Annotated in this window: 22 protein-coding genes; 9 read left to right on the forward strand and 13 right to left on the reverse strand. The window is 71.2% G+C overall.

Annotated elements, in window-relative coordinates; translation table 11 throughout:
• Positions 1–409: 409 nt before the first annotated feature.
• The gene (locus OG524_RS06395; protein WP_405391914.1) at positions 410–769 is read left to right on the forward strand and encodes a hypothetical protein; all 360 of its coding nucleotides are present in this window, start codon (positions 410–412) and stop codon (positions 767–769) included.
• 2 nt (positions 770–771) lie between these two features.
• The gene (locus tag OG524_RS06400) at positions 772–1,215 is read left to right on the forward strand and encodes a hypothetical protein (protein ID WP_405391913.1); all 444 of its coding nucleotides are present in this window, start codon (positions 772–774) and stop codon (positions 1,213–1,215) included.
• Between the two features lie 15 nt (positions 1,216–1,230).
• Here OG524_RS06400 and OG524_RS06405 read toward each other — a convergent pair whose 3' ends face one another.
• From OG524_RS06405 to OG524_RS06415, 3 genes are all read right to left on the reverse strand, one after another.
• Positions 1,231–1,734 (reverse strand): GNAT family N-acetyltransferase, encoded by a 504-nt coding sequence (locus OG524_RS06405; protein ID WP_405809398.1) that lies wholly within the window; start codon positions 1,732–1,734, stop codon positions 1,231–1,233.
• Positions 1,735–1,771: 37 nt separating this feature from the next.
• On the reverse strand, positions 1,772–2,329 hold the full coding sequence (locus tag OG524_RS06410) for a sigma-70 family RNA polymerase sigma factor (protein WP_405809400.1): 558 nt from the start codon (positions 2,327–2,329) through the stop codon (positions 1,772–1,774).
• A gap of 93 nt (positions 2,330–2,422) precedes the next feature.
• On the reverse strand, positions 2,423–3,577 hold the full coding sequence (locus OG524_RS06415; protein WP_405391910.1) for a glycerophosphodiester phosphodiesterase: 1,155 nt from the start codon (positions 3,575–3,577) through the stop codon (positions 2,423–2,425).
• A 370-nt stretch (positions 3,578–3,947) separates the two neighbouring features.
• Here OG524_RS06415 and OG524_RS06420 point away from each other — a divergent pair, with 370 nt between their 5' ends.
• On the forward strand, positions 3,948–4,619 hold the full coding sequence (locus OG524_RS06420; RefSeq protein ID WP_405391909.1) for a lysophospholipid acyltransferase family protein: 672 nt from the start codon (positions 3,948–3,950) through the stop codon (positions 4,617–4,619).
• A gap of 181 nt (positions 4,620–4,800) precedes the next feature.
• Here OG524_RS06420 and OG524_RS06425 read toward each other — a convergent pair whose 3' ends face one another.
• Positions 4,801–6,342 carry an MFS transporter gene (locus OG524_RS06425; protein ID WP_405809403.1) on the reverse strand — a complete coding sequence of 514 codons (1,542 nt, stop codon included), beginning with the start codon at positions 6,340–6,342 and terminating at the stop codon, positions 4,801–4,803.
• Positions 6,339–6,890 carry a TetR/AcrR family transcriptional regulator gene (locus OG524_RS06430; RefSeq protein WP_405391907.1) on the reverse strand — a complete coding sequence of 184 codons (552 nt, stop codon included), beginning with the start codon at positions 6,888–6,890 and terminating at the stop codon, positions 6,339–6,341. The genes OG524_RS06425 and OG524_RS06430 overlap by 4 nt, the downstream gene beginning before the upstream one ends.
• A gap of 97 nt (positions 6,891–6,987) precedes the next feature.
• On the opposite strand from OG524_RS06430, the gene OG524_RS06435 reads away from it, so the two are divergent.
• Positions 6,988–7,488, forward strand: coding sequence for a hypothetical protein (locus tag OG524_RS06435; RefSeq protein ID WP_405391906.1), 501 nt, complete (start codon positions 6,988–6,990; stop codon positions 7,486–7,488).
• A 7-nt stretch (positions 7,489–7,495) separates the two neighbouring features.
• Here OG524_RS06435 and OG524_RS06440 read toward each other — a convergent pair whose 3' ends face one another.
• Positions 7,496–8,467 carry an aldo/keto reductase gene (locus tag OG524_RS06440; protein ID WP_405809405.1) on the reverse strand — a complete coding sequence of 324 codons (972 nt, stop codon included), beginning with the start codon at positions 8,465–8,467 and terminating at the stop codon, positions 7,496–7,498.
• A gap of 63 nt (positions 8,468–8,530) precedes the next feature.
• Positions 8,531–9,964, reverse strand: a complete 1,434-nt coding sequence (argH, locus tag OG524_RS06445; RefSeq protein WP_405391904.1) for an argininosuccinate lyase — start codon at positions 9,962–9,964, stop codon at positions 8,531–8,533.
• Positions 9,965–10,163: 199 nt separating this feature from the next.
• Here argH and OG524_RS06450 point away from each other — a divergent pair, with 199 nt between their 5' ends.
• The 3 genes from OG524_RS06450 to OG524_RS06460 all read left to right on the forward strand — a co-directional run bounded on the left by OG524_RS06450 (position 10,164) and on the right by OG524_RS06460 (position 13,008).
• Entirely contained in the window at positions 10,164–11,573 is a 1,410-nt protein-coding gene (locus OG524_RS06450) for a HEAT repeat domain-containing protein (protein WP_405391903.1), read from the forward strand.
• Positions 11,574–11,616: 43 nt separating this feature from the next.
• Positions 11,617–12,219, forward strand: a complete 603-nt coding sequence (locus OG524_RS06455; protein WP_405391902.1) for a pyridoxamine 5'-phosphate oxidase family protein — start codon at positions 11,617–11,619, stop codon at positions 12,217–12,219.
• A gap of 90 nt (positions 12,220–12,309) precedes the next feature.
• The gene (locus tag OG524_RS06460) at positions 12,310–13,008 is read left to right on the forward strand and encodes a L,D-transpeptidase (RefSeq protein ID WP_405391901.1); all 699 of its coding nucleotides are present in this window, start codon (positions 12,310–12,312) and stop codon (positions 13,006–13,008) included.
• An 11-nt stretch (positions 13,009–13,019) separates the two neighbouring features.
• Here the strand turns inward: OG524_RS06460 and OG524_RS06465 are convergent, their stop codons facing one another.
• The 5 genes from OG524_RS06465 to argC form a co-directional block, all read right to left on the reverse strand.
• The gene (locus OG524_RS06465) at positions 13,020–13,556 is read right to left on the reverse strand and encodes an arginine repressor (RefSeq protein WP_056786755.1); all 537 of its coding nucleotides are present in this window, start codon (positions 13,554–13,556) and stop codon (positions 13,020–13,022) included.
• A 25-nt stretch (positions 13,557–13,581) separates the two neighbouring features.
• On the reverse strand, positions 13,582–14,778 hold the full coding sequence (locus tag OG524_RS06470) for an acetylornithine transaminase (protein WP_405809408.1): 1,197 nt from the start codon (positions 14,776–14,778) through the stop codon (positions 13,582–13,584).
• Entirely contained in the window at positions 14,775–15,686 is a 912-nt protein-coding gene (gene argB, locus OG524_RS06475; RefSeq protein WP_405809410.1) for an acetylglutamate kinase, read from the reverse strand. Before argB ends, OG524_RS06470 begins: the two co-directional genes overlap by 4 nt.
• Complete coding sequence (argJ, locus tag OG524_RS06480) at positions 15,683–16,837, reverse strand: bifunctional glutamate N-acetyltransferase/amino-acid acetyltransferase ArgJ (protein ID WP_405809412.1); 1,155 nt, start codon at positions 16,835–16,837, stop codon at positions 15,683–15,685. Before argJ ends, argB begins: the two co-directional genes overlap by 4 nt.
• A gap of 88 nt (positions 16,838–16,925) precedes the next feature.
• Positions 16,926–17,954 (reverse strand): N-acetyl-gamma-glutamyl-phosphate reductase, encoded by a 1,029-nt coding sequence (gene argC / locus OG524_RS06485; RefSeq protein WP_405391896.1) that lies wholly within the window; start codon positions 17,952–17,954, stop codon positions 16,926–16,928.
• Between the two features lie 1,061 nt (positions 17,955–19,015).
• Between argC and OG524_RS06490 the strand changes: the two genes are divergently transcribed.
• Together OG524_RS06490 and OG524_RS06495 are read left to right on the forward strand one after the other, a co-directional pair.
• Positions 19,016–19,885 (forward strand): hypothetical protein, encoded by an 870-nt coding sequence (locus OG524_RS06490; RefSeq protein ID WP_405391895.1) that lies wholly within the window; start codon positions 19,016–19,018, stop codon positions 19,883–19,885.
• Positions 19,886–20,055: 170 nt separating this feature from the next.
• Positions 20,056–20,409, forward strand: a complete 354-nt coding sequence (locus tag OG524_RS06495; protein ID WP_405809414.1) for a VOC family protein — start codon at positions 20,056–20,058, stop codon at positions 20,407–20,409.
• Between the two features lie 791 nt (positions 20,410–21,200).
• Here the strand turns inward: OG524_RS06495 and OG524_RS06500 are convergent.
• Positions 21,201–22,460: a hypothetical protein gene (locus tag OG524_RS06500; protein WP_405809416.1), complete on the reverse strand. Its 1,260-nt coding sequence runs from the start codon at positions 22,458–22,460 to the stop codon at positions 21,201–21,203.
• Positions 22,461–22,805: the final 345 nt, after the last annotated feature.

Below are 22,805 nucleotides of genomic sequence, written 5' to 3' on the forward strand. Positions count from 1 at the left end.
CGGGCGGGGACCCTCAGAAGGCGCGCATTCGACACGTACAACGAGCACCGGGCGTGGTGATCGCCTCGGTCGCAGGGCTGCGGTAGCTCGTCGTGGTCATGGGCCCAAGTAAAACAGACGTAACGTTCCGGCGATCCGGGCTGTCCGTATAGCGGACAGTCGTGGATGGGGGTTCCGCCCGCCTCACCACTCCCTGGGCGCAGCCCTCCACACCGCCGTGACCTGCGACGACACGAGTACGATCGCCTCACAGGCCCGGCGGGCGGCAGACCCTGGCTGTGCGGTCGCTGTGGCCAAGGCCACGATTCCCGCACAGGCCCCGCACCTGTCCCGTCACCCGTCCCCGCGGGGGTCCTCCCCCTACGGGCCCGCACGCGGCGCGTCCCCGGGCCCGTAATACCCTCACTACATGCTTGACGCCCTGACGGTCGCGGTCGCCGTGACCGCGCTCGCCCTCGCCGCCTGGTGCGGACTCGCCGCCTACCGGGACCAGCCCACGAAGGACTGGCACTTCATCGGCATGGCGGTCGTCTCCGTCCTGGCGCTGGCCCAGCTGCTGGTGGGGATCGTGCAGCTGGCCCGGGGCGAGCGGCCGGAACAGGGCATGACGATCTTCATCGCCTATCTGATCGGATCCTTCACGGCCGTGCCGGCTGCGGGATTCCTGTCGCTGTCGGAGCGGACCCGCTGGGGTTCGGTGACGGTGGCGGCGGGCGCGGTCGTGCTGGCCGTGCTCGAAGTGCGGCTCTACGACATCTGGGGAAGCTGACCGTGACCGACACCGACCGCACCCGGGCGCCCGCCCCCGCCGCCCGGCCGAAGCAGCAGTTCGAGCTGGGCTCCGGGCCCGGACGGGTGCTGGTCTGGTTCTACGGGGTGTTCACCGTGGCCGCCGCGTCCCGCTCGACCGTCGAGATGATCATGGACTTCGGGAAGGCACCGCTGGCGTACGTGCTGTCCGCCGCCGCCGCCCTCGTATACGGCTTCATCACGTACTCGCTGGTGCGGGGCGGAGAGAAGGCGCGCAGGGCGGCACTGGTGTGCTGTGCCGCCGAGCTCGCGGGCGTACTGGTCGTCGGGGCCTGGACGCTGGCGGAGCCGTCCGCCTTCCCCGATGCCACGGTGTGGTCGGACTTCGGCATGGGCTACCTGTTCATCCCGGTGATCCTGCCGGTCACCGGGATGATCTGGCTGCGCCGCGCGCGGAGCGTGTGACGCTACGGGCGTCCTTCAGGCACTGGTGACGTAGGCCGGTGCCGCGGCGTCCTTCTCCAGCAGGATCAGGCGGACGCCGTCCTCGCCGGTGGCGTCGCCGACCCTGGCGTAGCCCGCCTTCCGGTAGAGGCGCAGATTGCCCTCGCTGCGCTCCCCGGTGTGCAGTCGGAACCGGGTGGCCGAACGCCCGTCCGCCAGGCCCGATTCGGCGGCGCTCAGGAGGCGGGTGCCGAGGCCGTGCCCGCGGAGACGGGGATGGACGCAGAGCTTGCCGATCCGGCCGGTGCCGTCCGTGTCGGTGAAGCCGCGCACCGAGCCGACGACTTCCTCGCCGAGCCGCGCCACGAACACCAGGTCCATGGCGACTTCGCCGCGAACCGATTCGAGGGTCTGGATCAGTGGGTCGATCCGGTAGTTGCCGTACAGCTCCGCCTCGCTCTGGAAACAGAGGTACTGGAGCCTGAAGATCTGCTCGACGTCCTGTGCCGTCGCCGCCGAGATGGTCACACTCGTGCCCATGTGCGCACGCCTCCCGCTCACCTGGTCCGCCGGTTGTCTACCGCTCCTTTCCCCGCAGTTCAGGAGCTACAACCTCCGCCGCGAGCATTCTGCGCAGACATCCAAGGCATCGGGAACGCATCGGTCCCAAACTGCCCTGTGACATACCCAACTCCCCTGCGATTTCCCGGTACGTCGGATCGTGGGGAGCCAGCATCGCCGCCAGCAGCCGGGGACATCTCCCGGGCAGCCGGCCCACCGCGGCGCGCAGCGCCCGGCGTTCGTCGGCGCCCACGGCGATCCGCTCGGGGCAGCCGGTCACGTCGTCCGCGGGCCCGCCGGGCGCGTACGCGTATTCGCGCCGGGCCCTGCGGCGGGCGTGGCGGGCCTCGGCCCGGACGGCGGTGCGGACCCAGCGGGCGGGGTCCGCGGGCGGCCCCTGGCCGGCCGGGCGCTCCAGCAGCCGCAGCCACACTGCCTGTTCCAGGTCCGCGGCGTCGATCCCGGCGGCGGGGGCCTCGGCCGTCGCCTCCGCGCGTACCAGCGGGCCCAGGGCGCGGACGGTGGCTCGCCGGGCGGTGTCCGAGGCCCGGAGAGCAGGATCGGGAAGCGTCATGCCCCGTCAACGCTCCCCGCGCCCGGCCGGTTGCCCCGCGCGGGGAGCTCCACCCGACCGGGGCATCCCGGCCGGGCGGCTGACGACGGTGGGTCAGTCCTTCGCGAAGTCCGCCGCCGCGAGCAGGGCGGTGTCCGGGTTGTCGGAGAAGATCCCGTCGATGCCCGCGTCGAAGTACGCGCGCAGGGCGCCGAACACGTCGCCGTAGGCGTTCGGGTCGGTGCCGCGCCGGAAATCGGCGGGCAGGAAGGTGTTCTCGTTGCGCATCGTGTACGGGTGCAGGACGAGGCCCCGCGCGTGCGCGTCCGCGACCAGGGTGGTGGGCGTCGTCAGCCGGCCCGCGCCGTCCTTCGGGATGACCAGGTCGAGGGTGGGGCCGAGGCCCTGCGCGAAGGAGGCGATCCACTTCAGCCCGGCGGGCTTCACCAGGTCGGCGACGGTGCGCGGGTCGCCGGACTCCACGAAGTCCCACGGCCGGGAGGTGGGCCCGGACAGCAGGACGACCCGCGGGGTGGCGACGAGCTTCGACAGCCGCAGCATGGAGCCCGGCTCGAAGGACTGCAGGATCAGCGGGGAGTTCGCGCGGTGGCGGTTGTAGCGGCGCAGCAGCCGGGCGAGCGGCTCCTCCAGGCCCAGGCCGAGGCCCCGGAAGTAGGTGGGGTGCTTGGTCTCGACGTAGAGCCAGACGGGCTTGCCGCGCCGGCGTCCCTCCTGGTCGGCCCAGCGCAGGACCTCCTCGAAGGTGGGGATCTCCCAGCGGCCGTCGTAGAGGGTGTTCTCCTGGCGGTTGCCGGGGATGCGCTCCTTGGCGCGGAGCGTCTTCAGCTCGGCGAGGGTGAAGTCCTCGGTGAACCAGCCGGTGAGGGCGACGCCGTCGACCTTCTTGGTGGTCCTGCGGCCGGCGAACTCGGGGTGCTCGGCGACGTCCGTGGTGCCGGTGATGTCGTTCTCGTGGCGGCAGACCAGGTGCCCGTCCTTGGTCGGCACCAGGTCCTGCTCGACGATGTGCGCGCCCATGTCCAGGGCCAGCTGGTAGGCGCCGAGGGTGTGCTCGGGCCGGTAGCCGCTGGCGCCGCGGTGGCCGATGACGGTCGGCACGGGCAGGTCCCGGTAGGAGCCGTGGCCGCTGCCGCCGCGGTTCCGCTCGGCCGCGTTCGCCGTCCCGGTCAGTCCGAGGGCCGCCGTGCCGAGCACGGCCGCGCCCAGGAGGGTCCGGCGGCCGGGGCTCGTCTGCGCACGCTCTGTCATGAATGCTCCTCGCATGTGATGTCTGGCACGTGTCGAGCTGGGGTCTTCCGTCCGGACCGGGCAGGATCGGGGAGCGGTCCGGTGTCGTGGACCGCCGAACGGTGCGGCGCGGCGGAGCCGTGCCGGCCGGCGGCGGCACGGCGGGGTGTGGCAACAGGCCCGGTGGGAGGCCCCGGGGCGTGATCGTAGGCAGCTACGCCATCGGAGGGGCGGCTCGTGGACGAACATGGCGGAAACACACGTCAACACTGCGTATCCGCTTCGTGAACCCGATGTGCGATCGGGCGGGACCCGCGAGTATCGTCCTCACCTGCACAGACCCTTACGAGAACCCGACCCGGCCGGCCCGGCCACTACACCGGAGGATGCGTTGTCCCGACTCACCGTCATCAAGGCAGTGCTCGGACCGATCCTGCGCCTGCTGTTCCGCCCCCAGGTGGAAGGCGCCAAGAACATCCCGGGAACCGGGCCGGTGATTCTCGCGGGCAACCACCTGACGTTCATCGACTCGATGATCATGCCGATCTGCTGCGACCGGCCGGTGTTCTACATCGGCAAGGACGAGTACGTGACCGGCAAGGGCCTCAAGGGCCGGCTGATGGCCTGGTTCTTCACCGGCTGCGGGATGATCCCGGTGGACCGGGACGGGGGCCGCGGCGGCGTCGCGGCGCTCATGACGGGCCGCCGGGTACTGGAGGAGGGCAACGCCTTCGCCATCTACCCCGAGGGCACCCGCTCCCCCGACGGCCGCCTCTACCGGGGCCGTACGGGCATCGCGCGGCTGACGCTGATGACGGGTGCGCCGGTGGTGCCGTTCGCGATGATCGGCACGGACAAGCTGCAGCCGGGCGGCGCCGGTCTGCCCCGTCCGGGCAAGGTCACGGTCCGCTTCGGTGAGCCGATGGAGTTCTCCCGCTACGAGGGCATGGACCGCGACCGTTACGTCCTGCGGGCGGTGACGGACTCGGTGATGGCCGAGGTGATGCGGCTGTCCGGCCAGGAGTACGTCGACATGTACGCGACGAAGGCCAAGGCCGCCTGATCATCGGGCCGAACCCGGCGTGAAAGGGCCCGTACCCCGGAATGGCGGGGTACGGGCCCTTTCGTCCGCCCGCCGTACGGGTGGACCGTGCGTCCTGTCCGGACGGGAGCAGGTGGACCTCGCGTCCTGTCCGGACGGGAGCAGGTGGACCTCGCGTCCCCGACCTCACAGGGCAATACCGCTAGGGCACCACGCCGTCCTCCAGCTTCTGGCCGCGCAGCAGGAACCACGCGGCGACGGCGGTCGCGAGCAGCACCGCGGCGCCGACGCCCGCGGCGACCCTCAGCCCGTTGACGAACGACTCCTGCGCCGCCCAGACCAGTGCGTCCGCCTGCTGGGCCGGAAGCCCTTCGGCCACTTCGACGGCGCCGCCGAGTGATTCGTGGGCCGCCGCGGCGGTGGCCGGCGATACGCCGTCCGGGGTGGCGAAGTCCTGGTAGATGCCGGTGACGATGGAGCCGAGCAGCGCGATGCCGAGGGCCGCGCCGAGCTCGTACGCCGTCTCGGAGACCGCGGACGCGGAGCCCGCGTGCTGCTTGGGGACGCTGGAGAGGATCACGTCGGCGGTGACGGTGAAGGAGAAGCCCGCGCCGACGCCCACGACCAGGAGCAGGGCGCCGATCAGCGGATAGCCGGTCTCCTTGTGGATGACGGTGACCGTGGCCAGCGCCAGGCCGATCGCCCCGAGCCCACCGGTCACCACGGAGCGCACCGAGAAGCGGCGGGCGGCGGCGCCCGCCATCAGGCCGGCGGTCACCGCTCCGATCGCCGCGGGCAGCTCGGCGAGCCCGGCCTCCAGTGGTCCCCGTCCCTGGACCAGTTGCAGGAACTGGGACAGGAAGAAGACCAGGCCGGACAGGCCGAGGATGGTCAGCAGGTCGGCGAGCACCGCTCCCGAGAAGCCCCGGTGGTGGAAGAGCCGCATGTCCAGCAGGGGTGCGGGGAGCCGGAACTGCCGCCGTACGAACCAGACGAGCGCGAGCACGCCGCCGACGGCTGAGAGGGCGACGGGCCAGCTGACCCCGTGCGCCGCCAGGTCCTTGATGGCGTACACGACGCCGATCATGCCGATGAGGGAGAGGCCCACGCTGGGCAGGTCCCAGGGGCCGGGGGCGGGGTCCTTGGACTCGGGGATCATCTTGATGCCGACGACGACGAGCACCGCCATGACGGGCAGGTTGATCAGGAAGACGGAACCCCACCAGAAGTGCTCCAGGAGGACTCCGCCGACGACGGGGCCGACCGCGGCACCGGCGGAGGCCATGGCGCCCCAGATGCCGATGGCGAGGCTGCGCTCGCGCGGGTCGTGGAAGAGGTTGCGGATCAGCGCGAGGGTGGACGGCATGAGGGTGGCGCCCGCGACACCCAGCAGGGCCCGGGCCACGATCATCATCTCGGGCGTGGTCGCGTAGGCGTTGAGGACCGAGACGGCGCCGAACGCGACGGCTCCGCAGAGCAGCAGCTTCTTGCGGCCGATGCGGTCGCCGAGGCTGCCCATGGATACCAGGAGCCCGGCGATGACGAAGGAGTAGACGTCACCGATCCAGAGCAGCTGGGTGCCGGTCGGTTCGAGGTCCTCGCTGAGGAACGGGGTCGCCAGGCCGAGGACGGTGGCGTCGACGGCCACCAGCAGCACGGCCAGGACGAGGACGGTGAGGGCGATCCACCGGCCCGGGTGGTACAGGTCGTCGGAGGTGTCGGCCTGCTCGTAGGTGCTGCTCATTTCTCCACGCTCCGGCGTGCTCCGCCGAGCAGCAACTCGACGATCATGTACTGGAAGTCCTGTCCGGCGACCCGTCCGACCTGCACGGCCCACGCCCCGGTGCCGATCAGCCCGTACAGGGCCTCGGTCAGCCAGGCCGGGGTGAGGTCGATCCGGAATTCGCCGCGCTCCTGTCCGCGCCGGAAGAAGGCGGAGACCCGCGCGTCGAGCCGGTTCCAGCCGTCGTTCACCTGGTCGCCCTCGAAGAGCTGGTTCTCGGTGACGAGGAAGGACAGCAGCCCGGCACCCGGTTCGACGGCGGCGACGAGCCGCCGCAGACCTTCCTCGGCGGTTCCCTCGTCGAGCGCGGCGGCGTCCAGGGCGGCCTCGAATTCGCGGATGCCGAGGTCCTCCAGCGCCCTGACCAGGGCGTCGCGCCCGGCGAAGTGGCGGTGCAGGGTGGCGCGGCCGATGCCCGCCGCCTTGGCGACCTCGTCCATGGTCGCCGTGGATCTGTGGGTCAGCAGGGCCGCGGCGCTGCGCAGAACCTGCTCACGGTCGAGAGTCATGAGACGACACTATCCCACATGAGACGTGCATGTCTCATTCGCCCTGTCCACTCGCCGTGGACGCCCCGGGCGGGGACGGGGCGGGCACCATGAGGCGATGAAGCCGCTGCTGCTGATCGACATCGACGGTCCGCTGAACCCGTACGAGGCGCTCTCCCGCCGCGAGCCGCCGCAGGGCTACCGGCGGCACCGCATGCGGCCGACGGGGTGGACGGCGGGCCCCGCGCTCCCGGTCCTGCTCAACCCGGGGCACGGCGAGGAGCTGCTCGCCCTCACCGGCCGGTACGAACTCGTCTGGGCGACCACCTGGAAGAACGAGGCCAACGAGTGGATCGGCCCGCACCTGGGGCTGCCGCCCCTGCCCTACATCGACTGGCCGGCGATGCACGGCGCCACCGGGGACGGGACGTACTGGAAGACGCGGTACGTCGTGGAGTACGCGGCCGGGCGGCCGTTCGCCTGGGTCGACGACGAGATCACGGACCTCGACACGGGCTGGGTGGCGGGGCACCACCCGGGGCGGGCGCTGCTGCGTCCGGTCGACCCCCGGGTGGGGCTGGTGCGGGCCGACTTCGACGCGCTCGCCGGCTGGGCGTGACCCGGGCTCAGCTCCAGGGCAGCGTGGAGCGGTGCCGCCAGTACGCCTCCGGCTCCTCCACCAGGGCGTCCAGCCGGTCGAGGCGTTCGGTGTCCAGGTCGAGGAGCGGGGCGTGCAGGTTGCCGGCGAGCTGGGTGACGGTGGCCGCACCGGACAGGACGACGCCCGCCCACGGCCGGTGGAGCACGAAGGCCAGGGCGACGGCGTCCGCGCCCAGTTCCGCCTCGGCGGCGATCTCCTGGACGACGGCGGGGGCTTCGGACCCGGCCAGCCTGCCGTTGGCCATGGCTTCCTTGACGATGACGGTGAGCCCGGCGTCGTGCGCCTCGGCGAGTGCCGGGCCCGCGGAGGTCTCCAGAGCGTTGTAGGTGGCCTGGACCGTGCGGAAGAGGGGCTCGCCGTCCACCGTCACGGCCAGGGCGGCCAGGATGGCGTCGCCCTGGGCGGGGCCGCTGGTGGAGATCCCGACGGTGGTGCCCTCGGCGGCCAGGGCTGCCAGGCGGGCGTGCAGGTCCTTGTCACTCAGCGCCGGGCTGTCGGCGGTCACCGAGTGGATCTGGTAGAGGTCGAGCCGGTCGCCGAGCAGTCCGGCGCTCTCGGCGCGCTGCCGTTCGAACGTGGCGAGGCCGTGGTCCTTCACCTCGTGCGCCTCGGCGTCGACCCGCCAGTCGGCGGTGTAGGTGTAGCCCCACTTGCTGCCGACGACCACGTCCGCCGCGTCGGGGCGGGCGGTCAGCCAGTCGGCGAGGAACTCCTCGGAGCGGCCGTAGGAGCGGGCCGCGTCGAAGTAGCGGACGCCCTGCGCGTAGGCCGCGTCCAGGAGCTCGTGGGTGCGGGCGCGCAACGCGTCCACGCTGCGGTCGGCCGGGAGGTCCCGGTCGCGGTGCAGGTTGATGTAGCCGGGCCTGCCTACGGCGGCCAGGCCCAGTCCGATGTGCGCGGTCGGGGTGGTCGCTCGGTTCAGGCGGGCGAAGGGCATCGCGGGCTCCTCTGGGTCGGTTCCGAACGCCTTCCCGTCAACGTAGCCCGCGATGCCTGTGAATCAGCGGCGCGCGGTCGCCCAGGCGTGCTGCGTCACCAGGTCGGCCTTCACCTCGGCGAGCTGTACGGCGACGGCCGACGGGGCCGTGCCGCCGCGACCGTCCCGGGAGGCCAGGGCGCCGGGCACGTTCAGCACCGTGCGCACCTCGGGGGTGAGGTGCTCGGAGATCTTGGCGAACTGCTCGTCCGTCAGTTCCTCGAGCTCGATGCCCTGCTGCTCGCAGACCTTGACGCACTCGCCCGCGACCTCGTGCGCGACCCGGAAGGGGACGCCCTGCCTGACCAGCCACTCGGCGATGTCCGTGGCGAGCGAGAAGCCGGCCGGGGCCAGCTCCTCCATGCGCTCCCGGTGGACGGTGAGCGTGGCCATCATGCCGGTGAAGGCGGGGAGCAGGACCTCCAGCTGGTCGCAGGAGTCGAAGACGGGCTCCTTGTCCTCCTGCAGGTCGCGGTTGTACGCGAGCGGGAGTGCCTTGAGCGTCGCCATCAGGCCGGTGAGGTTGCCGATGAGACGGCCGGACTTGCCTCGGGCCAGCTCGGCGATGTCCGGGTTCTTCTTCTGCGGCATGATCGACGACCCGGTGGAGAAGGCGTCGTGCAGGGTGACGAAGGAGAACTCCTTCGTGTTCCAGATGATGACCTCCTCCGCGATCCGGGAGAGGTTGATGCCGATCATCGCGGTGATGAACGCGAACTCGGCGACGAAGTCGCGGGACGCGGTGCCGTCGATGGAGTTGGCGACGGAGCCGTGCTCGAAGCCGAGGTCAGCCGCGACGGCCTCCGGGTCGAGCCCGAGGGACGACCCGGCCAGCGCGCCGGAGCCGTACGGGGACACGGCGGTCCGCTCGTCCCACTGGCGCAGCCGCTCGGCGTCCCGGATCAGGGGCTGCGCATGGGCCAGGACGTGGTGGGCGAACAGGACGGGCTGGGCGTGCTGGAGGTGCGTGCGGCCCGGCATGGCCACGTCCGGGTGCGCCTCGGCGAGCCCGACGAGGGCGTCCTGGAGCTCGGCGATCAGCCCGCCGATGATCCGGGCGTGGTCGCGCAGGTACATCCGGAAGAGCGTGGCGACCTGGTCGTTGCGGGACCGGCCGGCCCGCAGCTTGCCACCGAGGTCCGGGCCGAGGCGCTCCAGGAGGCCGCGCTCCAGCGCGGTGTGGACGTCCTCGTCCGCGATCGTTCCGGTGAACGAACCGTCGGCGACGGCCGCTTCGAGCGCGTCGAGTCCGGCGATCATGCGGGTCAGCTCGTCCTCGGTGAGCAGGCCCGCCTTGTTGAGGACACGCGCGTGGGCGCGGGAGCCGGCGATGTCGTACGGGGCGAGCCGCCAGTCGAAGTGGACGGAGGCGGACAGCTTGGCCAGCGCCTCGGCGGGGCCGTCGGCGAAACGGCCGCCCCAGAGGCGTACGTCGCTGTTGCCGGTGCCGTTGCTCACTGCGTGCTCCTCGGGAGTGCAAGGGGTGGGTGTGCGACCGCCTCCCCGCGCGCACGGAGGGGGAGGCGGCGGTGACGCCGTGGATCGGGCGAGGCCGTGCCGGGCCGCGATCTTCGAGGACGAGGTATAACTATGCGGCCCTCTGTATGGTTTGTCAAAGGTGCTGGTGGGAGGGGTGCGTGATCCCTAGGCTGGACCCATGCGGAACCTCGTCCCCCTGTCCCCCACGCTGTACCTCCCGCCCCAGGACCGTCTCCTGCTCGGTAAACCCCTGGCCGCGGCGCTGGACACGGCCGACCCTGAGGCGTGGGTGGACCTCGACCGGCGGATACGGTCGGCGACCGCGTGGCGGAGCGGGGTCCGGCCGCTGCGGTCCCTGCTCCGGGAGCGGCACGCCGACGGCCGCGGGTCGGTCGACTGGGCCGCCGCTCCCCGCTGGGACGAGGAGGCCCACGACGTCACCTGGTCGCGGTTCCCGCCCTCCGAGGCAGAGATCGCGCTCGTCCTCTGCCACGACCGGTGGCAGGCGCGGGAGGCGGCGCTGGCCTTCGCTCAGGGACGGCCGGCCCTCCTGCCCCTGCTGCTGGTGCGCTGCGCCGATTCCCGGCCGCGGGTACGGGAGCGGGCCCGCCGGGTGCTGGGGGCGGCCCTGGACGGACCGGAGGCGGCGGCCTCGCAGCTGGTACCCCTGGCCCTGCGTCTGAGCCTGCGTCCGCACGGTGGCTGGGCCCTGGAGCGGGTGCTGGCCGCCGCCCAGCCCCTGCCGGCCTCGCTCCCGGCCCGGCTCCGCGCCAGCCCGCTGGCCCGGGTCCGGATCCTCGGGGCGCGGCTGTCCCTGGAGCGAGGGCTCCTCACACCCGCCGATCTCACCGAACTCGCCCTCACCGCCCGGGACCGGGCCGTCCGCCACGTGTGCACCGACGCGCTGCTGGCCAGGGTCCGTGCCGGTGACCCGGAGCGGATCCTGGACCCCCTGCTCACCGCCTCCTCCGCCGTGGCCCGGTCCTCGGCCGTGACGGCGCTGCACCGGGCGGGCCGGGGTCCGGAGGCCGCGCTCCACCTGGCGGACCCGTCGGCCGGGGTGCGTTCCGCCGCCCGCCTGGTCCTGCGGCTCGAAGACCGCGACGCGCAGGATCTCTACCGCGCGCTGTGCGCCGACCCGGTCGCGCCCGGCCTCGCACCCGGGGCGCTGTTCGGTCTGGCCGAGTCCGGGGCGCCGGACGCGGCGGCCCTGCTCCGGCCGTTGACGGCCCATCCGGAGGGCCGGGTGCGGGCCGCGGCGCTCGCCGCACTGCGCATGCTGGACGCGGTCTCCCCCGACGAGCTGATGGCCGCCATGGAGGACCCGCATCCGCCGGTGGTGCGCACCGCCCGCAAGGCCCTGGTGCCGTACGTCCTGCTCGTGCCGGAGGAGTGGCTGGCAGGCCTGGTTGCCCCGGACCGCCCCCGGCACGTACGGCGGTCCGGCCTGCGCCTGCTCTGCGCCCACAGCCTCGCCCTGCGCAAACGCGTGCTGGCCCCGCTGGAGGAGGACGAGGACCCCGAGGTCGCCCATGAGGCGCAGCGCGCCCGCTACGAGCCCCTGCCGCCCGCCGGTCCCGGTGGATGAAACCCACTACCGGCGACGGCGTCGTCGACGGAGACTTCGCCCCATGGGAAAAACGCATGAGCGTATCGACGGACGGCTGCGCACCTTCATCGAGGAGCAGCACATCTTCTTCACCGCCACCTCGCCCCTGGACTCCGACGGCACGGTCAATCTCTCCCCCAAGGGCGTCAACGGTTCCTTCGCCGTCATCGACGAACGGACCGTGGCCTACCTGGACTTCGCCGGGAGCAACGCGGAGACCATCGCCCATCTCCGTGAGAACGGCCGCATCACCCTGATGTGGTGCGCCTTCCAGGGGCCTCCGAACATCGTCCGGGTGCACGGCCGCGGTGAGCCGGTCTTCCGCGACGACCCCCGGTTCCCCGGTCTCCTCGGCCACTTCCCCACGGTCGACCCGGCCCCGCACGGGCTGCGCGCCATCATCGTGGTGACGGCCGAACTGATCCGGGACACCTGCGGATACGGGGTGCCCTTCATGGCGTACGACGAGGACCGGACCCTGCACGCCGACCGTTTCCGGCGTGAGGACGACGCGAGCCTGAGCGCGTACTTCGGGAAGAAGGACCACATCGCCACCAGCATCGACGGGCTGCCCGGTCTCCCCCTGCCGCTGCCCGGCCTGCCCGCGCCCACGTCCGCGGGGTAGGCGCCAGGCCGTACGGCACGGCGTGCGGCGCTGGGCCGTACGGAGCAGGTGCGGTGGGGCGGTTCCGGCACGGGCAGTACGGTCCGGAGCATGCGTGGATCTTCGCCGGCCCTGTCGGTTCTGCTCGTGCTGGTGTCACTCGGGGCGCGCCCCGCGGAGCCGCCGCCCCTTCCGGAACGGCTGGCCGACACGGGCGGCGGCAGCCAGCTGATCACCGCCGAGGCCCCCGCCGCGGACTCCACCACGGGCACGGTCACCTGGTGGGACCGGCGGTGGGGCAGGTGGGTGGCGGCAGGTTCGGCGCCGGCCCGCTTCGGCGCGAACGGCCTGGCCGAGGGCGCCACCCGTACCCAGGGCACGAACACCACGCCCACCGGCCTCTACGACCTGCCGTACGCCTTCGGCACCGGGGCCGCCCCGGCCGGGACCCGCTATCCGTACCGCCGGGTCAACGACCGCTCGTGGTGGTGCCAGGACAACGCGTCCCGTGCGTACAACCGCTGGGTGGAGCCGCTCCCGGCCCACTGCCGGGCGGGCGAGGCCGAGCACCTGGTCGCGTACCGCACGCAGTACGCCCGCGCGCTCGTGATCGGCTTCAACTACGACCGGCCGGTCCGGGGCCGGGGTGCCGGGATCTTCCTGCACGTCGACGGCAAGGGGGCGACCGCCGGCTGCGTCTCCGTGCCGGCGGCCGTCATGGACCGGATCCTGGCCTGGGCGGACCCGGCCCGGCGGCCGCACATCGCGGTCGGGACCGAGTCCGGCCCGACCGCGATCACGCGTTACTGACGGACGGCCCGTCAGCGGTCGTTCTGGGCGAGCCGCAGCAGGTGGTCGGCCAGTGCCTGGCCGCCGTTGGGGTCACGGCTGATCAGCATCAGCGTGTCGTCCCCCGCGATCGTGCCCAGGATCGCCCGGAGTTCGGCCTGGTCGATGGCCGAGGCGAGGAACTGCGCGGCGCCCGGCGGCGTACGCAGCACCACCAGGTTCGCCGAGGCCTCCGCGGAGATGAGCAGTTCGGCGGAGAGCCTGCGCATCCGCTCCTCCTTCGCGGACCCGCCGAGCGGTGCCTGCGGGGTGCGGAAGCCGCCCTCGCTGGGCACCGCGTAGATCAGTTCGCCGCCGGTGTTGCGGATCTTCACCGCGCCGAGCTCGTCCAGGTCGCGGGAGAGCGTCGCCTGGGTGACGCTCAGCCCGTCGTCGGCGAGCAGCTTGGCCAGCTGGCTCTGCGAGCGCACCGGCTGACGGTTCAGGATGTCCACGATCCTGCGGTGGCGTGCCGTGCGGGTCTGTGGCACCGACGGCCCGCCGTGCTCGGATTCCTGCGCCTCGGTCATCGTCGTCGCCTCATTCTGCGGATCGTCACTCTGCGGACCGTCCGTCCCCGTAGGCCGCGTCGAGAGCTCCCGGCAGGATCCGCAGGAACGCGTCGGCCTCGGCGTCGCCGATGATCAGCGGCGGCATGAGCCGTACGACATCGGGGGCGGGCGCGTTCACCAGGAGTCCGGCTTCCTGAGCCGCCTGCTGCACCTTCGCCGCGAGGGGCCCGGTGAGCACGATACCCAGCAGCAGGCCGGAGCCGCGGACGTGGGAGACCAGCGGGTGCCCCAGGCCCTCGACGCCGTCCCTGATCTTCTCGCCGAGCCGCTTCACCTCGTCCAGGGCGCCGTCGGCGGCGAGGGTGTCCAGGACGGCGAGGCCGGCGGCGCAGGCGACGGGGTTGCCGCCGAACGTCGTGCCGTGCTGACCGGGCTTCAGCAGGTCGGCCGCCGCGCCGAACGCCACGGTGGCGCCGATCGGCAGTCCGCCGCCGAGGCCCTTGGCGAGCGTGACGAGGTCGGGCTCGACGCCCTGGTGGGCCTGGTGCTCGAACCAGTGGCCGCAGCGGCCGATCCCGGTCTGCACCTCGTCCAGGACCAGCAGCGTGCCGGTGGCCCGGGTGATCTCACGGGCGGCCTCCAGATAGCCCCTGGGCGGGACGACCACACCGTTCTCGCCCTGCATGGGCTCGATGATCAGCAGTGCCGTGCCGGTGGTCACCGCGGCCCGGAGCGCCTCGACGTCCCCGTACGGCACATGGGTGACGTCGCCGGGCAGCGGGAGGAAGCCCTCGCGCTTCTTGGGCTGGCCGGTGAGGGCGAGGGCGCCCATGGTCCGGCCGTGGAAGCCGCCGTCGGTGGCGACCATGTGGCCGCGCCCGGTGAGCCGGCCGATCTTGAAGGCGGCCTCGTTGGCCTCGGCACCGGAGTTGGAGAAGTAGACCCGGCCCGCGCGGCCGAAGAGCTGGAGCAGCCGCTCGGCGAGCTCGACGGGCGGTTCGGCGATGAAGAGGTTGGAGACGTGGCCGAGCGAGCCGATCTGGCGGGAGACGGCCCCGACGACGGCCGGGTGGGCGTGACCGAGGGCGTTGACCGCGATCCCGCCGACGAAGTCGAGGTATTCGGTGCCGTCGGCGTCCCACACCCGGGCTCCGGCACCGCGCACCAGGGACAGCTGCGGCGTGCCGTAGTTGTCCATGAGTGCGCCCTGCCAGCGCTGTGTGAACTCCTGGTTGCTCATGACTCCCCCTGTACGGTCCGTGCGTCGGGCACGACCATCGTCCCGATTCCCTCGTCGGTGAAGATCTCCAGCAGGATCGAGTGCTGGACCCGGCCGTCGATGACGCGGGCCGTCTCGACCCCGTTGCGTACGGCGTGCAGGCAGCCCTGCATCTTGGGGACCATGCCGCTGGACAGATCGGGCAGCAGCTTCTCCAGCTCGGTGGCGGTGAGGCGGCTGATCACGTCGTCGCTGTTCGGCCAGTCCTCGTACAGGCCCTCGACGTCGGTGAGGACCATCAGCGTCTCGGCGTTCAGCGCTGCGGCGAGTGCGGCGGCGGCGGTGTCGGCGTTGACGTTGTAGACGTGGTTGTCCTCGGCCGACCGCGCGATGGAGGAGATGACCGGGATCCGGCCGTCGTCCAGCAGTGCCTGGATGGCCCCGGTGTCGATGGCGGTGATCTCGCCGACCCGGCCGATGTCCACGGCTTCGCCGTCGATCACCGGGCGGTGCTGGGTGGCGGTGATCGTGTGGGCGTCCTCGCCCGTCATGCCGACGGCCAGCGGTCCGTGCTGGTTGAGCAGGCCGACGAGCTCCCGCTGGACCTGTCCGGCCAGCACCATGCGGACGACGTCCATCGCCTCGGGCGTCGTGACGCGGAGACCGGCCTTGAATTCGCTGACCAGGCCCTGCTTGTCGAGCTGGGCGCTGATCTGCGGGCCGCCGCCGTGCACGACGACGGGCTGGAGACCGGCGTGCCGCAGGAAGACGACGTCCTGGGCGAAGGCGGCCTTCAGCTCCTCGTCGATCATGGCGTTGCCGCCGAACTTGATGACGACGGTCTTGCCGTTGTGGCGGGTCAGCCAGGGCAGCGCCTCGATGAGGATCTGCGCCTTGGGCAGCGCGGTGTGCTTCCTCGCGGCGCTCATGAGCTGTACGCGCTGTTCTCGTGGACGTACTCGGCGGTGAGGTCGTTGGCCCAGATGACGGCCGTCCCGTCGCCCTCGGCGAGGTCCGCGGTGATCCGGACCTCCCGGTAGCGCATGTCGACGAGCTCGCGGTCCTCACCGACGCTGCCGTTCCTGCACACCCAGACGTCGTTGATGGCGACGTTGAGCCGGTCCGGGTCGAAGGCGGCCTTCGTGGTGCCGATCGCGGAGAGGACCCGGCCCCAGTTGGGGTCCTCGCCGTGGATGGCGCACTTGAGGAGGTTGTTGCGGGCGATGCTGCGGCCCACCTCGACGGCGTCGTCCTCGGTGGCCGCGCCCACGACCTCGATGCGGATGTCCTTGGAGGAGCCCTCGGCGTCACCGATCAGCTGTCGGGCGAGGTCCGCGCAGACGGTCCGTACGGCTTCGGCGAACTCCTCCTGCGGCGGGGTGACCCCGGCGGCGCCCGAGGCGAGCAGCAGCACGGTGTCGTTGGTCGACATGCAGCCGTCGGAGTCGACCCGGTCGAAGGTGGTGCGGGTGGCGTCGCGCAGCGCGGCGTCGAGCGCGGGGGCGTCGACGTCGGCGTCGGTGGTGAGGACGACCAGCATGGTGGCGAGGCCGGGGGCGAGCATGCCCGCGCCCTTGGCCATCCCGCCGACGGTCCATCCCTCGCCGCCCGCGACGGCCGTCTTGTGCACGGTGTCGGTGGTCTTGATGGCGATGGCCGCCCGCTCGCCGCCGTGCTCGCCGAGTGCGGCGGCGGCCTTCTCGATGCCGGGCAGCAGTTTGTCCATCGGGAGGGGCAGGCCGATGAGTCCGGTCGACGCGACCGCGATCTCGCCCGCGCTGTGGCCGGTGAGGACCTCGGCGGCCTTCTCGGCGGTGGCGTGGGTGTCCTGGAAGCCCCGGGGGCCCGTACAGGCGTTGGCACCACCGGAGTTGAGGACGACGGCGGTCACCTCACCACCCTTGAGGACCTGTTCCGACCAGAGGACGGGTGCGGCCTTGACGCGGTTGGAGGTGAAGACGCCCGCGGCGGCGCGGCGGGGCCCGTTGTTGACCACGAGGGCCAGGTCCGGTCCGCCGCTCTCCTTGATCCCGGCGGCGATACCCGCCGCCGTGAATCCCTTGGCTGCCGTGACGCTCACTGCATCTCCTCGTTCGTCTCTCCGCCCGCCCGGCACGGCGGCGCGGTGTTCTTCGTCCCCCACGGCCCGGCGGCCGCGCGGGTGTCCCTCACGGTGCGGTCCCGATCGTGGAGAGGCCCGTGTCCTCGGGAAGTCCGAGGGCGATGTTCATGCTCTGCAGGGCGCCGGAAGCGGTGCCCTTGGCGAGGTTGTCGATGGCGCTGATCACGATGATCCGGCCGGCCGCCTCGTCGTGGGCGACCTGGATCTGGACAGCGTTGGATCCGTACACGGCCGCCGTCGCGGGCCACTGGCCCTCGGGCAGCAGGTCGACGAACGGCTCGTCCGCGAAGGCCTTCTCGTAGACGGCGCGGAGCGACTCGGCGTTCACCCCCGGCTTCGCCTTCGCGCTGCACGTGGCGAGGATGCCGCGGGGCATGGGCGCGAGGGTCGGTGTGAAGGACACGGTGACGGGTTCGCCGGCGACTGCGCCGAGGTTCTGGATCATCTCGGGCGTGTGCCGGTGTCCACCGCCGACGCCGTACGGGGACATGTTGCCCATGACCTCGGAGCCGAGCAGGTGCGGCTTGGCCGCCTTGCCCGCGCCGGAGGTGCCGGACGCGGCGACGACGACGGCCTCGGGCTCGGCGAGACCGGCCTCGTAGGCCGGGAAGAGCGCGAGGGAGACGGCCGTCGGGTAGCAGCCGGGGACGGCGATGCGCTTGGTCCCCGCCAGTGCGGCGCGGGCCCCTGGCAGCTCAGGAAGGCCGTAGGGCCAGGTGCCGGCGTGCGGCGATCCGTAGAACTTCTCCCAGTCGGCGGCGTCCTTCAGCCGGAAGTCGGCGCCCATGTCGACGACGAGCACGTCGTCGCCGAGCTGCTCCGCCACGGCGGCGGACTGCCCGTGGGGCAGGGCCAGGAAGACGACGTCGTGCCCGGCGAGGACGTCCGCCGTGGTCGGCAGGAGCACTCGGTCCGCGAGCGGCCTCAGGTGCGGTTGGAGCGCGCCGAGCTTCTGTCCCGCGTTGGAGTGGCCGGTGAGGGCACCGATCTCGACCCCGGGGTGGGTGAGGAGCAGGCGGAGCAGTTCCCCGCCGGCATATCCGCTCGCCCCTGCCACTGCCGCACGTACCACCATCGATATCCTCCTAGTCGATGGCATGACTATACGCAGTGATGCAGTTTTATGCAAAGATTTTCACTGTACGACACCTTGGGCCTGACACTGAGCGTCCGAGTTGGCCCTTTGGCGCTTGAGTTGGCCCGTCTGAGCGCCAGTGTTGGCCCGCAGGGTAGCGGCTGCCCCGTTGACCTGCTGAGTCTTCGGGGAAGTCGCACGGGAGGCGGGGCGAGCGGGCTGTTCTGGGGGCATGAAGGTTACGGTCCGTGCTCCGCAGATTAAATCCCGGGCAGGTGTGGTCGCACAGCTGCGCCCCGGATGACCTCATCGCGCCGTACGCCATCGATCCGGCCGCGGCGGGGAGGCTGGACACGAATCCGCGGTGGGCACGGCGGTGGACGGCGAAATGGAAGGCCGCACAAGCGGATGTGATCTGTCCGGTCCAGGAGCTGGCCAGTGTCCCGGCCATCGCATCGGTGCCGGTTCGCGGGTTCACCTGGCGGGCGGGGCAGCGACACCGTCCCGGGTTGCAGCACCTGCTGGCCACGGGGCGGATGCATGGCTTTGAAAGCTTGACCGAACGGAATTTGTTGATCGCCCTGGACTTCGCCGGCGACGTGATGGAAGTGCTGTCGCATGCATGTCACCCTCATCCTGGTGGGCGTCGGCATCCCCGGCTCGGGCCTGTTACGAGAGGACGCCACGACCCCCTCACCCGGCAGGTGATCTCCGCATGGCCAGAGACACCTGGGCTCGCATGTTCAACCGCCTGGAGGGCTCCTGTTCGATGGGAGTACGACACGCGGCAGAGCCACTGACCCGAACATTCCGGCGCGCAAGCGGGCCCCATGGTCTGCCTGGCATGTTCCGCAGCGACTACCGGCCCGAGCACGTCCCAGCCTTCGTGGAACCCCGGTGGTTCGAGGATCACTTCAGCCGTATCGAGGGCATCACCCCCAAGATCCTCCGGCGGACCGCTGCCGTCCGCCTCGTCCATCGGGTCTCCGGCGGCTCGATGGGCGAAGCAGCCGAGTTCCTAGGGATCCCTCCCGGACGGATGCAGTTCACTCCGGCCAACGATGCGTACCGTTGGGCGCGCACGACAAGGCCCAGCATCCTTCGAGATCGCGCTTCACAATCTCGCCGGCAAGCTGGCCGCCCAGACGGACCCAGTCGACTATCACTACCGCCGTTCCGTCCCTGAGGACTGGCACCTCAGCCGCGGTGAATGCCAGGCGCTGGTCAACCGCCTGTCCCCGGCCCCGGGGTCCGCCCGACCGGTGCTCGGCGACTGTAAGCGGCAGGACGCCTCCATCTTCAACTGGAGCCAAGTCACGCGAGGCGAGCATCTCTTCGCTCCTCGTCCCATCGAGGCCGGAAAGACGGAGCACGTTCAACGCGCCTGGGCGAACCGGCGCAACACCACGTGGTTCCAACTCACCCGGCCCGATGCCCTGCCCCACTACGCTGAGCTGCGACGGCTCCTCGTCGAGCACGCAAACTCGCTGGCTCAGCAGATCGACGCGGGAGCACCGCTTCCCCGCGCACAGGAGCGTCTATGGCTCCTTCGGCAATCGTCCCCTGCCCCACCGGCACAACCGATAAGGAACCTCAAGATCAGCGGCACTCGATGGATCCGCTCCTACTACGACGACCTCGGCACCTGGTCCTACTTCGAGCTCGACGCCGAGGGCTGGGCACTCCGCCACGTCGACCTTCAAGGTCCCACTCCGAGGCCGGTCACCGCAGCGGCCTTGAGCGAGGTCCTCGACATCCGTGACCGCGGCGATCGCACCGCTATGGCTGTCTATCAACACAAGTACGGCATCCTCGCCGAGGGCAGCCTGGACGGCTGGCAGGACACCGACTCTGCGGCCGAGATCACGGCGACCGAGTTCGAACCTATTTGGGCATCAGCCCGTGAGGGCATCACGGGCGCCACTGATTGATGAGGTGGTGTCCCCTGGAGTGGTGCAGCAGCGATCACTTCTCGCGATTTGCTGCTACCACATCGCGCTACTACACCGCTCTGCGGGCCACGATCCGCACACCGGACCGGCGGTCGACGGCGGTCACCCCCAGCCCTGGCAGCCAGCCGACCCTGTTTATGCTCACGCCCATGGCACTCGAATGGGAACAGATCATCGTCGACTCCTCCGACCCCATCGCCCTCGGGCGCTGGTGGGCCGAGGCTCTCGGCTGGGTAGTGGTCGACGAATCCGAGGAGATCATCGAGATCCGGTCTGAGCCGGACCAGATGCCGGGGCTGCTCTTCGTGCCTGTCCCCGAGGACAAGACGTCGAAGAACCGGCTCCACCCCGACTTTCGCCCCGACGACCAGAAGGCCGAGGTCGCCCGGCTGCTCTCCCTCGGTGCCCGGCGCGCCGACACCGTGCAGGACGAGCAGCACTGGGTGACCCTCCTCGACCCGGAGGGCAACGAATTCTGTGTCCTGGGTGAGCGGAAGAGCTGAGCGGGGCCGGGCAGCCGTTCGGACGGAGGTGCCGGACGGTTTCGCCCACCCGCGGCTGCCCCCGCCGCTACCTCCCCGAAGGCAGCATGGACAAGATCTGCCCCCAGGACATCGACCAACTCGACCCGGCTACACCACCACACGGGACATGACCATTGATCATCGTCGTGCCCAGATAGGGGAGGCTCCGAAACGGCGCTTCCGACCTTCTCAGCGATTGAGCGTTCCGCTTGGCGAAACGTGCCAACTGAGCCGCTCAGTCACAGCCGTTGTGACTGAGCGGCTCAGTTGGCGGATGAGCGGTGCGGTTGGCGAGACTGAGCAGTCCAGATGGCGCCGCGCAGCAATCCGCGAGGACACGAGCCCTGGACCCGCGTGTATGACCCAGCGAGTCGCACTGCCCGACGAACCTGCGCGAAGGTACTGAGGCCGAGCCCGTCGATGAAGGGCAGATCGATCTCCGGGATCGGCCGGCCCGCCCGGCCGGCGAAGGGTTTAGCCGTCCGACAGATCCACGGCCCGGCCATGCTTCACCGCGAAGTCTCCCCGGCTTGCACCCGAACCAACGATGGCGATCGAGGAGGAGTCTCTCGCAGGCCTGGTCATCGACGGTCGCCGAATACCTCGATCAGTCCGGGCTCGTCGAGCAGCACGACGTGGCGGGGATGCGTCCGGACCCGAACAAGTCGGCCCGGAACCCGGGAACCACCTGAGGCGCCACCGATCAGGGCAGCGCGGAAGCCCCGGAACAGAGGTCCGGGGCGGGTACCGCCGCTCGCGTCGGACGGTTGTCAGCTCAGGTTCCGGGCCCGGCGGCGGCGCACGATGACGAGGGTGCCCGCCCCCGTGACCACTGCTGCGGCAGCCGCGCCCGTGATCGGCAGTGTCGAGGAGCCGGTCTCTGCCAGGTTGCCGCCGTTCGTCGTCGTTCCGTCGTCACCGGTCGACGACGACCCGCCTGTCGAGCCGGCCGAGCCATCGGTCGAGCCGCCCGTCGAACCGTTGGAGCCGCTGGTCGAGCCGCCCGTCGAACCATTGGAGCCGCTGGTCGAGCCGCCCGTCGAACCGGTAGTCGCGCCACCATCCGTCACGTCCAGCGTGATGTCGGCCTTGTCGTTGGCCTTGTTGTGGTCGAACGGCCGCGGTTCGGTGCTCAGCGCGATCGAGCCCTTGGCGCCCGCGATCCGCTTGTCGATCTTCAGCTTGAAGATGTAGACCGTTCGGGCGTCCTCAGTCATGTTCAGACCGACGTGCGCGCCGCAGCGATAAGTCTTGCCCTTGGCCTGGCAGAACTGGCCGCGCTTGACGACCGAGGTTCCGGCGGGAGGCGTAATCATGACTTGGACGACCCGCTCCCCTTCCTCTTCCAGAACCCAGGCGGGCCCGGCGTTGGCGAACTTCACCTTCATCGTCACCGTGTCACCGACCCTTCCCCTCAACGCGGCACCCATCACCTGGTAGTCGGCCGTGCTGACGGAGGTGACTGACACATCGACACGTTCCGCGGAACCCTCGCCCCCGGCCTGTTCCTCGACCAGTTTCACCGCCGGCGCGGTCCCCGCCACCGGCGGATCTCCGTTCTCGTCCTCCATCGGGGCGATGCCGCGCCCGACATCCACGCGCAGCCTGTCGTTGTACGCGCGGTCCAGTGCCTTGACCCGGAGAGGCTTCTCGGGCGTGTAGACGACGCCCGGCTCCACCGCCTGGTCGAACGCGCACATCGCGGTCCAGTTCTCAAGCATCTCGTCGTAGGACCCAATGTGCTGTACACGGCAGTTGGAGGGAACGTCCGCGAAGTCGAGCCCCCGAGTGACGGAGTAGGAGACCCACACCTTCTCGGCGGTCCCGCTGCTCTTGTTCGCCACGGTGACCGGCAGGTCGAAGGTGCTCCCCGGTTTCAACCCGTGGATCGGCTCGATGCCTCCGACGACCAGTTCGGGTGCGGTTCCATCGCCGAAGGCTGCGGGAGCCGCGGCCAGCACGATCAGGCCGGCAGCGCCGAGGGCGGCAGCGGCACCGGAGGCGCGACGGTTGTGTGGGGGTATCGGCATGGAGAGATCCTCTGTTGGGACGCGGGTAAACGGACGGTGTCTTCGGCGAAAACAGTCCTTCGATCGCTAGACCCTTGCCGATCTCGAACGGTTGCACGTCCGGTGCCTCCTCCGCCTCGGGATCACACCTGCCGGAAGCCGTGAGCCCCGCCCCGATGTCAGCACCGATTGGCCGGCGCGAGGTCACCGGAGACGGATCGGTGCCCACCGGCTGAGCCACTGTGGCCCGCCAGCTGACGTGCTCACCCGCCAGATGAAGCACTCACCCACCCCGTGATCCTGGCACAGCGCACGCCGGGCCATGCCGGTGCCTGCGCGGCTCCGTACGGCCGCAGCCGGTGGGAC

Origin of the sequence: Streptomyces sp. NBC_01520 (genome assembly GCF_045040375.1) — a bacterium.
Lineage (GTDB): Bacteria > Actinomycetota > Actinomycetes > Streptomycetales > Streptomycetaceae > Streptomyces.